This is a genomic window from Haloterrigena salifodinae (genome assembly GCF_003977755.1).
In the GTDB taxonomy this organism is placed as follows: Archaea; Halobacteriota; Halobacteria; order Halobacteriales; family Natrialbaceae; genus Haloterrigena; species Haloterrigena salifodinae.
Map to the genome: position 1 here is coordinate 1,400,716 of NZ_RQWN01000001.1, position 14,417 is coordinate 1,415,132.

The following is a 14,417-nucleotide window of genomic DNA, read 5'->3' on the forward strand; positions in this document are numbered from 1 at the left end:
CGCTGTACGGTGGCGCGCGCTGGATTGCGGTGAGCTATCAGCGAACCGCGAGCCAACATCGTGCGAGGTCTTCGTGAACGGAGTGAACGAAGGCTTGAGAGACGCTCTGTGTCTCTCAGTGGATGAGTGAGTGAGCGGCGTGAACGAACGAATCGGCTGGGGAGGGAGTGGCAATTCCTTGTTGCCACGAGAGGCAGAACCTCGCGTTCATCCAAACGCCGTTCGGAAACGCGCCTTGGAACGCTACGGCTGTCTTCACTGCGCAACGTCATGTGAAAAATCGATCCCGCTATTCCGCGTCGTCGGCCAGCCGCTGCTGGCACGCCTCAAGGATCGCGACCTGTCGCTCGAGCAGGTCATCGGCAATTTCGTCGTTCGCATCGGCTGTCTCCTCGAGTTGCGCTCGCATCGACTGGAGCAACTCGAGGTGAGACGCGAGCTGCTGCTCGAACTCGTCGGCCGGGAGCTGGGCGTGTGCGTCCTCGAGGTCGCCGATCGACTCGTCCATCGACTGGGACGCTCGACGATCCGAATCAGCGACACCCAGCAACGCACTGACGGCGTCGAAGTAGCCGCTGGTTGCCGACTGCGTCGCCTCGAGGCCCTGCCGTTGCAGCCGGAGCGGCGTCTCGACCGCGGAGCGGGCGGCGGCCTGCTGGGCGGCGATTCCCTGCTTGACCAGCTCCTGTCCGCCGGTCATCGCGGCCCGCTGTGCCGAAATCATCGCTGTGAGCGGCGAGCCCGATCGATCGTCTCGGCCGCTTGTCTCGGTGTCGGTCTCGGTCTCCGCGTCGGAAACCTCCTCCTCCTCGTCGACGCGCTCTCTGGCGACCGCTCCGTCCGCGGGCTCGGCGTCGGCCTCCTGGCCGGCGAGCGCTTCCGGATCGATCTCCGCATCCGCACTGGAACCTGCATCTTCGTCGGAGTCGACCGCGGATTCGATGTCGACGTCGGGAACGACGTCCGTCGGTGACGACGACTCGAGTGCGGTCTCCGGCCGGGGGTCGGCCTCGGAACCCGAGCGAGCGTCGATGTCGGGATCCAGTTCCGTCTCCGGACGGGCGTCGGACCGCGACTCCGCGTCGGCCGTCGCGACCGATTCGATGTCGACGCCCGTATCGACCGCATCGGCGAGATCCGTCGATTCGGTCCCGCTCGAGGCCGCCTCCCGGTCGTGGGCGGTCGATTCCGCGGCCGACTCGAGGTCGAGACCGGTGTCGACCGCGTCGGCGACGTCCGCGTCGTCGCTCGAGTCACGCTCCGCTCGAGTCGCGTCGTCGGACCGCTCGTCGTCGGACGCTACCGCAGCTTCGATATCGCTACCGGTGTCTAGTTTGTCGGCGAGGTCCGTCTCCTCGGTCGCCGACTTCGACGCGTCGTCGCTTGTCGCCGACTCCGCAGCCGAGTCGGCGACGTCCCCGCTGTCGGCGTCGTCCTCGTAGTCGATATCGTCCTTGAGGTCGGCATCGGCCGGCGCACCCGTCTCGGCATGGTCGGGCGCCGACTTGGCCTCGCCGACCGGCGTGTTCTGGACGCCCGCGTGATCCATCTCGTCGGAGACGTCCCCGTCTCGAGTTCCGCTCGTTTCGTCGGACGACGCCTGTGCGTCGGTGGTTTCGGTGTCCAGTTCAGGTCCCGTGTCTGGCTCACTCTCTCTGTCCGGCTCGTGCTCCGTCACCGACTCGTCCCCTCTGCTCGTCTCGTCTTCCGTTCCCAGTTCGTCCGTCTCGAGTGGCTCCACCGTCTCGGTCTCGTCTGCCGTCTCGGACGGATCGCTCCCGGCGGATGCGTCGCTATCGGCGGGAGCGTCTGTCGATTCATCCGCCGTCGAGTCGTCGGTCCCACGTATCGGTTCGATCGGGCCGGAGTCGGTAGAAGCGTCCGGCGACTCGTCCAGTTCCGGATCGCCGGGCGCGTCTATCGGCTCGCCCATCTCCGGTTCGTCGGACGGTTCGACCGACTCGTCGATATCCGGGTCGTCGATCATGGACGGCTCCGCTGGCTGTGTCGTCTCCGACTGCGCGTCGTCAGCTTCGAACGGATCGGGCGCCTCGGAGGGCGTATCGGCGGGCTCGGCGGTCCGCTCGGCTGCGTTCCCCGTCGCAGTCTCTCCCTCATCGATGGTGTCCCGCTGGGCGGTCCGACTCATCTCCTCGGCGAGTCCGGTGTCCGGTTCGCGTTCCGCAGTATTCGCGGGTTCGTCGCCCGCTCGAGACACCGGCTCCGTCGCGTCGTCGATCTCCGACGGCGTCGATGCCGCTCCGTCGATGTCCGCCGGTTCGTCCGTCGACGTCTCGCCCGCCGCGGCCGTCTCGAGACGGATCGTCTCGCTCGAGATCTCGTCGACGGTCTCCTCGTGGATCGCGACGGCGTCCTCGTGGTTTCCGCTCCAGCCGAGGGCGGCCCTGATCGAGTCGACCAGGCCGGCCCGGGGCTCGACGAGGGCCGTGTCGTCCTCGACGGACGCGACGGTCCCGATTACCTCGCCGGACTCGTTCTCGACGGTTTTCTCGAGATCGTCGTCGGTAAACGTAGCGCTCATGGGAGACTCTCGGGCCGCTCCGAGGCAAGCCACTGCTGCCTGCACCCGCGGGCCGCGCCAGAACCGCCGCTCTGACGGGTCGAGACGGCTGAAACGGTGATCGAGACGGAGGCCCGTCAGCGTCCGGGCGGGTCGAACTCGGTCGGTTCCGACTGCGGTTCCGGTCCGGTATCGTCCCTGACGGCGCGGAAGGCCCGACGGTATCTGGCGATCTTCCGGTAGAGGAACGCGCCGATGGCGAGGTCGAACAGGACCACGTAGCCGATAAACGCCGCACCGAAGGGAAGCGGGGTGAAGCCGGTGACGAGCTCCGGGACGATACCGACCGTGACGTTGTACGTGCCGTGGATGAACGCGGCGATCAACACCCCCTTCGTGGCGATCGACCCGGCGTGCTCGGGGTTGAACTTCGCGAGTCCGAGGTAGTAGCCCGCGATCGCCGAGTAGATGACGTGGCCGGGACCGACGAGCGCCCGGACGGTCGTGGTTCCGGCGGCGACGGTGAGGAGTCCGCCGTCGGCCGTTGCGACCGCACCGGAGATGTAGAGGGTGTTCTCGATCGCGGCGAACCCGAGTCCGGCGACGGCGCCGTAGACCGCGCCATCGATGACGGCGTCGAACGCCTCGCTCCGGTACGCGAAGAATCGGATCGCGAGCAGTTTCACCGTCTCCTCGACGGGGCCAACGATCAGATAGAAAAAGAGGAGCATGCCGACGGAGCCGAGCGCCTGAAAGCTCGGACTGAATAGAGAGTTGACGACGGCCGCGAACGTCGCGAACAACACGGCCAGCACGAAGGTTGCGACGAGTAGCGTGAGCGGTTCGTTCGTCGTAATATCCGAGTACCAGATGAAGGCCGCGAGGATCGCCGCCGGAACGACCGAGAGCCCGAAGAAGACGGCGATGAAGATTGATCCCTCCTCGAGGACGAGCAGCGCCGGTTGGACCAGCAATGCGACCGTGATCGCGAACGCGACCGCGAGTACGATCGTCTGCAACCCGTAGTTGATCGCGGTGTAGATCGCGTACGCGAATCGATCGAGGTGGGATCTCGGCTCCCACGTCGAGACGTCGTACAGATCGGTCGACTCCTCGCTGGCCGCTTCGACCGGATCGCGCCTGCGTGCCATACGCAAGTGTATACGAGCCGGCCCAGTATAGGTTCGGCACACGGACTCAAGTGGTGGGTACCCGACGGCGTTCGGACTCACCGTCGCTGTGAGAGAGCCCAACTCGGAATTCACAAAGGCCCGCCTCGCGTATCGGTTCCCATGCACTTCGATCAGCGAACCCAGCAGGCGCTTCGTGACGTCGGCCTCGAGGCCGACGATCTCCGGGCCGCCTCGGAGGCGGTCGTCGAGGCCGTCGAAGCCGACGCGGCGGCGCTCGAGGCGTTCTTCGACGAGCACGACACCGTCTACTCGGACATGGACATGGCTCACTCGTCGTCGGAGTATCCCGAACACGCCGTCGAGTACCTCGACCTGACGACCCACGCCGACGAGATGCGGGGCTGGCTGCGGTTCGACACGTGGGGCGTCTACGTCGAGGACGGCCGCGTACTGCCCGACGAGTCGGTCGAACTGACGCTCGGGCCGACGATCAACGGCCGCGTGCGGTTCGCGCCGGACCGGGAGACGCTGCGGTGATCCCCAGTATGGAGGGACAGCGATGACAACGGGACGCGTTCGCGGCATCTACACCACTGCGATCACGCAGTTGCTCCGCAACCGCGGTCTCGAGGTCGTCCAGGCCTCCGAGCCCATTCGAGAACGGTTCGACGCCTCGTTCGAGGCCGCGCCGGCTGACGTGGCGATCGAGACGACTCGGGACCGACAGGGCGTCGAACTCTCGGGCGATCCCGACGCGGTCGAGACGGTCGCGAGCGAACTCGAGTCCCTCGCGATCGATAGCTTCCGCTGGGACGACGACGTCTCCCGCGGCGCGGTCTTCGACTGCGAGGTCGTCGACGCCGGCGGCGGGGGCGGGGCGACGGTCGACCTCGGCGACAGCCGACGGGGCTACCTCCACTACGACGACGCCGACGGCTACGTCGACTCGGGGAACCGCTACCGCGTCCAGATCACCGAGCCGACGCCGCCGTGGACCGACGACGATCCGCGCGTCGAGCCGACCCTCGAAGCCGCGGACGGACTGGTCACCCTCTCGCGCGATCGGTCCGGCGTTTCAGCGGCACTCCGGGGTGAGCGGGCCGACGAACTCGTCGGCATGACCGACCTCCTGTCGGTCGACGTCCCCGACGACTGGGGCGTGCGCTGGCAGGGAACGGCAGCCGACGCCGACCTCGAGGCGATGGGAACCGCCCTCGAGCGCGCGGTCGATCGCGCGCAGGCGCTCAAGGACGCGCTCGCCGACGCGCCCGAGACGCCGGGCGAGCCCGACCTCCTCGCCGCCCCGCGGACCACGACGTGGGTCTGGTTCGGCCGCGAGTCGCGGTTCGCGCTGGACGGAGTTCGCCGCGAGGTCGAGACGACGATGGCGGGCCATCACCGGACCAAGGCCGCCGACCGGGCCGCGAGCGCGGCCGTCGACTTCGCGGAGGCCGTCTGCGAGTCCCCCGGTGAGAACGAGGACGACGGCGACGGGTTCCCCTTCGATGCGGTCTCGCGCCAGTTCGGACCGACGACCGGCGACCGCCTCGAGATCGGCCACGGCAAGCCCGACGGGCGACTCATCTCGCTCGGCCGCGGCGAGGTGACCGACTGGGACGCCGACGGCTCGGTCACCCTCGAGCGGTCGATGCGCGGCGGCGGCAGCTACGACGCGCTCGGGGTTCCAAAGGAGGAGGGCGACGTCGCCGTCACCAAGTTCCGGGAGGGTCGCTGGTGGTATCCGACGACGTACAGGGACGAAAACGGGACGGCGAAGGGAACGTACGTCAACGTCTGTACGCCCGTCGAACTCTTCCCCGGGACGGCGCGGTACGTCGACCTCTACGTCGACGTGATCCGCCGCGCCGACGGGACGGTCGAAACCGTTGACGAGGACGAACTCGAGGCCGCAGTCGACGACGGACACGTCTCCGAAGAACTTGCCGAGAAAGCGACGAGCGTCGCGGCGGCCGTCGAACGGGCGCTCTCCAAGTGAGGGCGGGCCGGTGCGGGTCGCCGGATAACGTTCGAACCCCGAGTGCCGGCTCAGTCAGAGATGCTCGCGATATCGCCCTCACCGGAGGCGGAGCCGGTCGGCAGCAGGTGGACGTAGTCGTCGAGATCGAGGGCGAACTCGCGGTTCGTCGACGGCTGGATCCACCGGAACTCGAACTCGGCGCCGTGTTCCTCGCCGCCGTCGGTGACAGTGTGAGTCCAGCTGTCGCGCGGTTCGTGGACCGTCGCGTGGAAGAAGTGCCGGACGTACCGCTTGGGCGGCGACTCGCGGCGCGTCCAGACGTCGGTCGTCAGCTTCGTTGCTCCGTTTAACGTGCCGAGACCGCTTTCCTCGAGGACTTCTCTAAACAGCGCCTCAGCGGGCGATTCGCCGGCCTCGAGCGTCCCCTTCGGAATCTGGAGGCCGTCGTGACCCGGCCCCTCGAAGACCAGTAACTCACCCGACCCGCGAGTGATGTATGCGCACGCTTTCTGGACGTACGTTACGTCTATCATGATGGTAGAAGCCACATCACGTATCCGTAAAAACCCACCACCTGATGTGTTACCGGAGATTAGGGAAATCGGGCGCTCGTCCCGAAATATGGTCGGCATCGAAACGGGAACGAGACGATTCTGATTAGTCCGAAACGATCGCCGCTTCGTCGCCCTCAACGGGGTCGTCGGCATCGAGGTGGGCGAACAGCGTCGCGAGCGCTGGCCCGGAGACGTTGTGCCAGACGCTGAACAGCGCTGGGATCAGCGCGGCGCTGGCGCTAAAGTGCGCCGTGGCGAGGGCTACTGCGAGGCCGCTGTTCTGGAGGCCGACTTCGAACGCACAGGCCCGCGCTCGATCCTCGGCCATATTGGTCGCGTGGCCGACGGCGTAGCCGGATCCCAGTCCGAGTCCGTTGTGCAGGACGACCGCGAGGAAGACGAGCGCGCCGGCGCCGAGAATCGTCTCGACGTTAAGTCCCACGACGGCCGCGACGATCGCGACGATCGTGATCACGCTGATCGCCGGGAAAACGGAGAGCCCCGCCTTCGCGACGGCCGGCGCGTACCTATCGAGCAAGTGTCGAAGGACCAGCCCACCGATGACCGGGAGCAGTACGACCTGGATGATCGACCCGGCCATCTCCGCGAACGTGACCGAGATCGACTCGCCGGCCAGCGTGACGATCCAGGCCGGCATCACCAGGGGCGCGGCGATCGTCGTCACCGTCGTGATCGACACCGACAGCGCGACATCACCCCGTCCGAGGTACGTCATTACGTTCGACGCCGTTCCGCCCGGCGCCGCACCGAGCAGGATCAATCCGAGGCCGATTTCCCACGGTAGCCCGAGCGCGACGACGAGGGCGTACGCGATCGTCGGCATCAGAATCCACTGGGCCAGCGCACCGATGGCGACGTCGCGCGGCCGCTCGAGGATTCGCCGGACGTCGTCGGGCGTCAGCGTCAGCCCCATTCCGAGCATGATGATTCCCAGTAGGGGCGTGATATACGGCGCGATCGGCGTGAAGAGATCCGGCGCGTAGAGCGCCAGCGGCGCGGCGATCAGCACCCAGAGGACGGAGTACTTGCTCGTGAACTCACCGACCCGCTCTAGAGAAGACTGCCAGCCCATTCGAATTAGCAATCCGCGTGTCTCGGGCATCAACATTCCGGCTTCCGTGTATTTCCGCACGTCGGACCGCAGTGCGTCTCGACAGCCCGAACCGTCGACCGTTTCGAGTTCGTCCGTCTCACTCGGGGAAATCGGTCGCTATCCGTTCGAGATATCGAAACCGCCGTCGAGCGATCGGCGTTCGCAGCGGCGTCAAACGGCGAAGTGTTCGCCGGTAACCGATCGACCGCAGATCGGACAGCCGTTCGCAAGCGTCGCCTCGCGCATCGGATTAGTCACCGGAATCGCTCTCTGACAGTTCGGACAGGAAAATTCGTACGTGTTCATGGGCTGTGTCCCTCTCGATTAGTGATACGTCGGCGTTCGGCATAGTCTCTCAACCCAGATATAGAGGGGTATCAGTAGCTAGTAGCACGGTTTCTTTATTCAAAGTTGGCCGTGAAACTCGTGTTCGGTACAGCACGTTCAGTTATCGGACGTATCTGCTTCCAGGAGGGTGAAAGAAAACGTTGTTCCCTCGTGTGGGTCAGACTCAACCCAGATATCGCCGCCGTGGCGCTTGATAATGCGCTCGCACAGCGCCAGCCCGATTCCTGTCCCCCCGCCTTCTTCTTGTGTGTGGAGGCTCTGGAACACGTTGAAAACACGGTCGGTGTCCGCGGAGTCGATACCGACACCCTCATCACGAACCGATATCGTCCATTTGTCGCCCGTTCGCTCGGACAAGACGTATACTCGTGGTGACTCAGAGCCGCTGTATTCGATGGCGTTGTCTAGCAGATTTTGGAACACCTCCCGGAGTTGGTCGGCGTCGCCTTCGACAGTGGGGAGTGTCTCCGTAACGATCTCAGCGTTCGTCTCCTCAATTTTCAACTGGAGGTCCGCGCGAACGTCTTCGAGAACGGTATCCAACGCAACCGGATCCAAAGGGTCCCCACGCGTGTCGACTCGCGAATATTCGAGCAATCCATCTATCATGTCGCGCATTCGCGTGGCACCATCGACTGCAAACTCGATGAATTCCCGGCCGTCCTCGTCAAGGTCGTTTGCGTACCGCGACTCCACCAACTGGAGATAACTCGTCACCATCCGTAGGGGCTCTTGGAGATCGTGAGAGGCGGCGTAAGCGAACTGCTCCAAGCGCTCGTTAGACTCCTCAAGTTCTTCTTCGTAGACCTTGTACTCGAGTTCGTTGCTCACCCAGTTGCTGAGCAGACCGATGAACGAGACCTCCCAATCGGAGAAGGCTTCGGTTTGCGCCTCCATCCCGTAGAAGCAGAACGTCCCGTACACTTCTCCGTGTACGATGACCGGCGTCCCGAGATAGCAGGCAATTCCCCACTCCGGGTCGGCCAATTCGGGAGCCTCAGCCTTCACGTCCTGCAGGACGAGCGTCTCTTCGGTCTCGACGACGCGTGAGCAGTTAGGGAGAGTCTCTAGCGGCGTCGTGTCGCCCGGTTCGAGGTCTACCTCTTCCGGCGCGGCCACATGTTCGAAGATATACTCACCAGTATCTTCTTTGACCTGTGAGAGCGTCGCAAACTCAGTGCCGACTGTCGTGCGGACTATTTCAAGGAGCGCCTCTATCTGCTGGGAAAACGGTCGGTCCGGGGCCGCCATCACCTCATTAGCACGCCGGAGAGCGTGCTCACGTTTCTCGAGTTCCTGCTGACGGTTATCCGGGTCGGCGATGTCGCGGACGTACACTGAAAGCCCAGTTTCAGTGGGATAAATACGGACCTCGAACCAACCGTCTTGCGGCGGATAGTGTGTCTCGAATGTGATGGCTTCTTGGGTCTCCATCGCACGTTCGTGCTCCCACTGGAACGTCGAATTGGTGAGTTCGGAAAACTCTTCCCAGATAATTTTCCCGTGGAGTTCCGCTTGGTCTCGCTCAAATAGTGTTGCAGCTTGGTCGTTGAAATACGTGAACTGCCAGTCATCGTTAAGTTCGAAGACAGCGTCGGTTACGCGCTCCAAGACCGCTTCTGGAGAACTTTGATTGGAGGGGTTACTCGACGTCTCCGGGTCCGTCATTGGATAACCTACTACTTTGAGAGACATGGGTATTACGCAACTCTACATAACGAATCAATCGCTCGGATTCAGTTCCAAGACGGAATAAAGAAACCGTATCATCAACTACAGTTATCAGTAGTCGATCGGTCGTCGCCCGGTTCACCTTCCGAGTCTCGACGAACTCGGGCTATCTATTTCAGGGCTTCCGGACAAGGAAATTCACAATGTGTTGCCAAGTACTCTTGACCGGCGCGACCGGGACGCTGGGGTCGGCGTTGCGACCGCACTTGTGCGACGCGGGCAGCGAGGTGGTCGCGGCGAGTCGATCGCCGCCGACCGACGGCGGGACCGACGTCGAGTGGACCGCGCTGGATCTGGTCGACGGGACGGGAATCCGCGACGCCGTGTCGGACGTCGACGTGATCGTCCACGCCGCGACCGCCCCGCAGGGCGACACCGAGGCGGTCGACATCCGCGGAACCGAACGGCTGCTCGAGGCGGCGGCCGACGCCGGCGTCTCGAACGTCGTTTACGTCTCGATCGTCGGCGTCGACGAGATTCCGTACTCGTACTACGAGCACAAACTGGCGGCCGAACGGGCCGTCGAGAAGAGTCCCGTTCCGTCGACCATCGTGCGGGCGACCCAGTTCCACTCGTTCGTTCACGACATCTTCGAGACGATCGCGCGCGTGCCGATCTGGCCGCTCCCGACCGGGATTCGACTCCAGCCGATCGACGTCGGCGAGGCGGCAGCGGCGATCGCCGACCGCGCGACGCCGGACGCGGTCGGACGGGTACCAGACGTCGGTGGTCCCGAGATACTGACCGTCCGCGACCTCGCGGAAACCTATCGCGAGGTTCGGGGTCTCCGACGGCCCATCGTCCGCCTCCCGCTGCCGGGGTCGGTCGCTGCCGGTTTCCGGTCCGGTGCGGCCTGCTGTCCGGATCGAACCGTCGGGACCACGACGTGGGAGACGTGGCTCGAGTCCGCACGTCGCGAACGTCCCGAGGCGGGCGGACGCCGATAGGCGCCGTCACGTCCGCGCCCGTCGATCATCACAGGTTCGCGAGGACGAGGGCGAGCTGGGCGACCAGCAGCGACAGCAGGACCGACAGCGTAGCCAGTTCGTAGTACCCCCGCTCTCTACTGTCCGTCTCGGTTTGCTCGAGGAGCGTCGCGCCCCCGCGAAACGCGCCGACCGCGACGGCGACGAGGATCGGGAACGCGGCGAGGACGATCGCCGTCGGCGCGTACTCAGGACCGTAGTAGGTGCCGACGCTCCAGCGGATCCGGAGCGTCTCCCCGAGGAGGCCGGCCGCCGCGAGGCTCACGGCGGCGCTGACCGCAACCAGTGCGAGTCCGCCGCCGGCGGTCGGTCGGAGCGGACTCGAGCGCCCGAGGCGGGTCCGCAGCCAGCCCGCCGCGCGGCGCGTGAGCCTCGTCGAGTCGGTTCGATCGTCGATCGCTCGAGTCGACGGTGACATACGACCATCAACGCGTTCAGGGCCAAAAGATCCGCGAGCACGACTGCAGCGGCTGCAGTCGTGAAAATCCCTTTATAGTAGTTCTCGGTAGACGATGCTACCGTGAGTGAGGAGCCGGACGTCGAGACGATCGGGACCCTGCTGGAGGACTCGACGGTGCGCACGATCCTCACCCAGACGAGCCAGGAACCCATGTCAGCGACCACCTTGAGCGACCGCTGTGACGCGTCCAAACCGACGGTGTACCGGCGGCTCGACGACCTCCGCGAGTGCGGGCTCCTCGTCGAGCGAACGAAACCGGATCCCGAGGGCGGCCACCACCGGACCGTCTACGCGACGAACTTAGAGCGGATCACGATCGAACTCGAGGACGACGGGTTGTCGCTTCGGATCGACCGCCGAACGGATATCGCGGATCGGTTCACCGATCTCATCGAGGGGATCTAGCGTGCAGCCCATACCGCTCCAGCTCTGGGAAACGACGACGACAGAGTGGCTCGTGACGTTCGTTCAGGCGACCGACGTGCTGAGTGCTTTCATCGGGCTGTTCATCGCGTATCAGGCCTACCGCGGCTACCGGCGAAACGACAGCCGACCGATGCTGGTCATCGCCGTCGGGTTCGCACTCGCGCTCGCCGTGCCGTTTCTATTGGTCGTGCTCTACGCGGCGCTTCCGTTCCTTCCGGAGACGGCGATCGCCGTCCTCAGTCAGCTCAGTCAGCTGTCGGGGCTGGTCGCGATCCTTTACGCGCTCCGAATGCCCTCCTGACGCCCCGCTGGTCGTCGGCGGGCGACTCGAGTCGAACTATCAAGGTGAAGCGTTAACGTCTCGCACTACCTACGCTCACCGATGTCGACGTTAAACGACGAGATGGCCGACGTGCGGTCGGAAGTCGACAACGTCCGCGATCGGCTCAGGGAGGACGTCCCCGACCTCTTCGCGTTCGACGTCACGGTCGGCAACATCGCGTACAACGCCAACAGTAACAGCGTCTCGGTCACCGTCGAGCCGAGCTCTCGAGCGCGGGAGCAACTCTCGGACGAACTCGGCGGGGTCAACGTGAAGACCGAAGGGCACCTCGAACTCGAGTTCAGGTTGACGAACACCGATCGAGAGTAGTCGCTCCCGCGACGTACTCGAGGACCGAAAACGCGCTCAGTCAGCTGCCAGCTTGTCGAGGCCGGCCGACTCGATGTCCGCGCCGTCGACGGAGGAGCGAAGCGAGTCCATGCCGTCGTCGCGGTCGATGTCGAAGTCGTTCTCGTACAGTTCCTCGACGCGGGCCAGTTCCTCCGCGGAGAGTTTCGGAACGTCGCTCGCCGCGGTCCACTCGTCGATGTCGTCTTTCGTTCGGAATGTCGGGGTCACGGTCGCGACCGACTCGTGGGAGAGCAGCCACGCGATCGACGCCTGTCCCATCGTTCGCTCTCCGTCTCGCTCTCGCGAGCCCTGCTCGCTCAAGCCGTCCGCGGAGCGTGGCTCCGCGTGCTCGAGGAACCGGAGCTTCTCGAGTTTCTCCCAGCCGGTCTCGTACCACTCGTCGGGACGGAAGCCGCGGTGGTCGCCCTCGCCGAGTTCGGTGTCGGGCGTGACCTGCTCGTTCAAGATCCCCGAGGAGTGGGGGACGCGGGGGATCAGGCTCGTCGACGAACCCGTGCGTTCGATCGTCTCGAGGAAGTGGTTGCCGACCTCCTGCTCGAGCACGTTCCAGACTAACTGGACGGAGTCGAACTCCTCCTCGATGGCGAGGTCGCCCTCCGCGAGCCAGCCGATCGAGGGGCCCAACGCGAGGCCGGTCGCGTCGATCAGCCCCTCTTCCTCGAGTTCGTCGAGGAGTTCGAGCACGTCGGGCGTGATCTCGTCGACGTCGGCGTTGTGCAGTTGGAGGACGTCGACGGAGTCGACGCCGAGGCGATCGAGACTCTGCTCGACGGCGTTCCGGAGGTACTCGGGGTCCATCTCCTTGGGCAGTTCGCCGTGGCCGGCCTGGGGATTGTCGTAGAAGTCGTAGCCGACCTTGGTGGCGATCGTCACCTCGTCCCGGAACTCCGAAAGGGCCTCGCCGACCAGTTCTTCGCTGCGACCGTGGCCGTAGACGTCGCCGGTGTCGAAGTAGGTGATTCCCTGCTCGACGGCGTACCGGATCATCTCGAGGGCGTCGTCTTCGGAGCGGTCGCCCCACCAGTCGGTGCCGACGACCCACGCGCCGAAGCCGACTTCGCTGACCTCGACGCCGGAGTCGCCGAGTTCCTGGTATTGCATAGTCATCCGTTCGTATCGAGGGAACTTATGGGATGCGGAATATCGCTTTTCGGATCCCGAAATATGATGGGGGTTGCGTAATCCGTCGACTCGATTCAGTCGCGCCGCCGCTCCTGATCCAAACGACTCATGCGAGTCGACTGACAACCCACGGTATGGACACGCAGTGGGACCGACGCCTCGAGTACGCCGCGTTGCTACTCGCATTCGTCGTCGTCCCCATCGTAGCGGTCATCATCCTCAGAGTCACTGCGATCCCGCGATTCGACCCGAGTCGCATCACGAACTGGGCGGTTGTCGGCGGCGTACTCCTCGCGATCGCGGCGATCGCGCTTCCGGCCGTCCTGCTCACGGGGTGGCAATCGGCACAGCAGTCGACGAGCGAGGAACCGCCGCGGGAGCGCCGTCGCTCGTAGTCGACGGCTCGAAAAGGAGTCCGCTTCCAAACAGAACAGTCTCCACGTCCGTACGGACGGTCCGCGAACGGTGTGGATTCGACTCGAGTTACTGGTCCTCGTCGTCGCTGTCCTCGGTTGTCTCGTCCTCGTCGTCGGTGCTGTCGGCTTCCTCGCCCGGGTCGACTTTCATGTCCGAGGCGTCCTCCTCGGGCGTCTCTTCGGGTTCGGTCGCGTCGGTCTGGGTGGGCTGGGCCTGTTCGGGATCGGGACCCGTCGCCTCGCTGGTCTCCTCGGCCATGGCCGTATCAGAGACGTCGACCTCGACCGTCTCGTCGTCGTCGTCGCCGGTGTCCCGGCGCGGATCCTCCTCGTCGCCCGCGTGGTCCGGTTTGGTACGCGTCTCTTCCTCGTCCGTCTCGTCGCTGAACTCGATCCGCGATCCCGTCTCGCCCTCGTCGCCGAGCTGTGCCGACTCGTGAACGTCTCCGCTGGCGTCGATCTCGGATTCCTGTCCGGAATCGGGGCGCTCGGCGGCCGCATGGGCCGCGTCGGAGACGTCTTTCCCCTCGGTCCCGGCCTCGATATCGTCTAAGGTCGGCTGGAACGTCTCCGTCTCGTCCCCGCCGCGGTTGCGCAGCCCGTAGCTGAGCAGGCCGGCGGCGACGGCGGCTTTCGGGATCGCCCGGAGTTGGCCCTTGCCGAGCGATCGGAGCGCCGAGAGGAGCGCCACGCCGCCCCCTAACAGCGGTACCGCGGCTTTGAGATCGCCACCGACGATCGACAGCACCGCGCCTATCGGATCGTCTACGTCGTACTCGTCGAGTTTCTCGGTCGCTTCCGTCGGGAGCTCCGTCGACAGATCGTGATCGTGTTCCTCGGACATTGGATGAACCTCCGCGCACGCTGCGCTCGTGGTGGCTACACCCCCCGGACGGTTGAAGCTTGGACCGGCAACTGAAGCTGAACGTCGAGG

General features: G+C 65.0%; 16 protein-coding genes. 7 read left to right on the top strand and 9 right to left on the bottom strand.

The annotated features are described in order from the left end of the window. Positions 1-289: 289 nt before the first annotated feature. Together EH209_RS07065 and EH209_RS07070 are read right to left on the bottom strand one after the other, a co-directional pair. Positions 290-2,542 carry an AAA family ATPase gene (locus EH209_RS07065; RefSeq protein ID WP_126662180.1) on the bottom strand — a complete coding sequence of 751 codons (2,253 nt, stop codon included), beginning with the start codon at positions 2,540-2,542 and terminating at the stop codon, positions 290-292. 116 nt (positions 2,543-2,658) lie between these two features. Beyond that, positions 2,659-3,672 carry a PrsW family intramembrane metalloprotease gene (locus EH209_RS07070; RefSeq protein WP_126662181.1) on the bottom strand — a complete coding sequence of 338 codons (1,014 nt, stop codon included), beginning with the start codon at positions 3,670-3,672 and terminating at the stop codon, positions 2,659-2,661. A gap of 141 nt (positions 3,673-3,813) precedes the next feature. Between EH209_RS07070 and EH209_RS07075 the strand changes: the two genes are divergently transcribed. Together EH209_RS07075 and EH209_RS07080 are read left to right on the top strand one after the other, a co-directional pair. Continuing rightward, positions 3,814-4,191: a DUF7532 family protein gene (locus EH209_RS07075; protein ID WP_126662182.1), complete on the top strand. Its 378-nt coding sequence runs from the start codon at positions 3,814-3,816 to the stop codon at positions 4,189-4,191. A 22-nt stretch (positions 4,192-4,213) separates the two neighbouring features. After that, entirely contained in the window at positions 4,214-5,650 is a 1,437-nt protein-coding gene (locus EH209_RS07080; protein ID WP_126662183.1) for a DUF402 domain-containing protein, read from the top strand. A gap of 50 nt (positions 5,651-5,700) precedes the next feature. Here the strand turns inward: EH209_RS07080 and EH209_RS07085 are convergent, their stop codons facing one another. The 4 genes from EH209_RS07085 to EH209_RS07100 all read right to left on the bottom strand — a co-directional run bounded on the left by EH209_RS07085 (position 5,701) and on the right by EH209_RS07100 (position 9,316). After that, positions 5,701-6,165, bottom strand: coding sequence for an NUDIX hydrolase (locus EH209_RS07085; protein WP_126662184.1), 465 nt, complete (start codon positions 6,163-6,165; stop codon positions 5,701-5,703). 124 nt (positions 6,166-6,289) lie between these two features. Continuing rightward, positions 6,290-7,279 (bottom strand): bile acid:sodium symporter family protein, encoded by a 990-nt coding sequence (locus EH209_RS07090; RefSeq protein ID WP_126662185.1) that lies wholly within the window; start codon positions 7,277-7,279, stop codon positions 6,290-6,292. Between the two features lie 192 nt (positions 7,280-7,471). Beyond that, entirely contained in the window at positions 7,472-7,606 is a 135-nt protein-coding gene (locus tag EH209_RS24570) for a DUF7560 family zinc ribbon protein (protein ID WP_126662186.1), read from the bottom strand. Positions 7,607-7,744: 138 nt separating this feature from the next. Next, positions 7,745-9,316 (bottom strand): ATP-binding protein, encoded by a 1,572-nt coding sequence (locus EH209_RS07100; protein ID WP_126662187.1) that lies wholly within the window; start codon positions 9,314-9,316, stop codon positions 7,745-7,747. Positions 9,317-9,522: 206 nt separating this feature from the next. Between EH209_RS07100 and EH209_RS07105 the strand changes: the two genes are divergently transcribed. Then, positions 9,523-10,326, top strand: a complete 804-nt coding sequence (locus EH209_RS07105) for an SDR family oxidoreductase (protein WP_126662188.1) — start codon at positions 9,523-9,525, stop codon at positions 10,324-10,326. A 28-nt stretch (positions 10,327-10,354) separates the two neighbouring features. Here EH209_RS07105 and EH209_RS07110 read toward each other — a convergent pair whose 3' ends face one another. Beyond that, positions 10,355-10,783 carry a hypothetical protein gene (locus tag EH209_RS07110; RefSeq protein WP_126662189.1) on the bottom strand — a complete coding sequence of 143 codons (429 nt, stop codon included), beginning with the start codon at positions 10,781-10,783 and terminating at the stop codon, positions 10,355-10,357. A gap of 102 nt (positions 10,784-10,885) precedes the next feature. Between EH209_RS07110 and EH209_RS07115 the strand changes: the two genes are divergently transcribed. The 3 genes from EH209_RS07115 (at position 10,886) to EH209_RS07125 (ending at position 11,903) form a co-directional block, all read left to right on the top strand. Then, complete coding sequence (locus EH209_RS07115; protein ID WP_126662190.1) at positions 10,886-11,230, top strand: winged helix-turn-helix domain-containing protein; 345 nt, start codon at positions 10,886-10,888, stop codon at positions 11,228-11,230. A 1-nt stretch (position 11,231) separates the two neighbouring features. Next, the gene (locus tag EH209_RS07120; protein WP_126662191.1) at positions 11,232-11,552 is read left to right on the top strand and encodes a DUF7521 family protein; all 321 of its coding nucleotides are present in this window, start codon (positions 11,232-11,234) and stop codon (positions 11,550-11,552) included. An 81-nt stretch (positions 11,553-11,633) separates the two neighbouring features. Then, positions 11,634-11,903, top strand: a complete 270-nt coding sequence (locus EH209_RS07125) for a hypothetical protein (RefSeq protein ID WP_126662192.1) — start codon at positions 11,634-11,636, stop codon at positions 11,901-11,903. Positions 11,904-11,939: 36 nt separating this feature from the next. On the opposite strand, the gene EH209_RS07130 is transcribed toward EH209_RS07125, so the two are convergent. Continuing rightward, positions 11,940-13,046, bottom strand: a complete 1,107-nt coding sequence (locus tag EH209_RS07130) for an aldo/keto reductase (RefSeq protein WP_126662193.1) — start codon at positions 13,044-13,046, stop codon at positions 11,940-11,942. A gap of 155 nt (positions 13,047-13,201) precedes the next feature. Here EH209_RS07130 and EH209_RS07135 point away from each other — a divergent pair, with 155 nt between their 5' ends. Then, positions 13,202-13,462 carry a hypothetical protein gene (locus EH209_RS07135; protein ID WP_126662194.1) on the top strand — a complete coding sequence of 87 codons (261 nt, stop codon included), beginning with the start codon at positions 13,202-13,204 and terminating at the stop codon, positions 13,460-13,462. Positions 13,463-13,550: 88 nt separating this feature from the next. Here EH209_RS07135 and EH209_RS07140 read toward each other — a convergent pair whose 3' ends face one another. Next, positions 13,551-14,327, bottom strand: coding sequence for a hypothetical protein (locus EH209_RS07140; RefSeq protein WP_126662195.1), 777 nt, complete (start codon positions 14,325-14,327; stop codon positions 13,551-13,553). Positions 14,328-14,417: the final 90 nt, after the last annotated feature.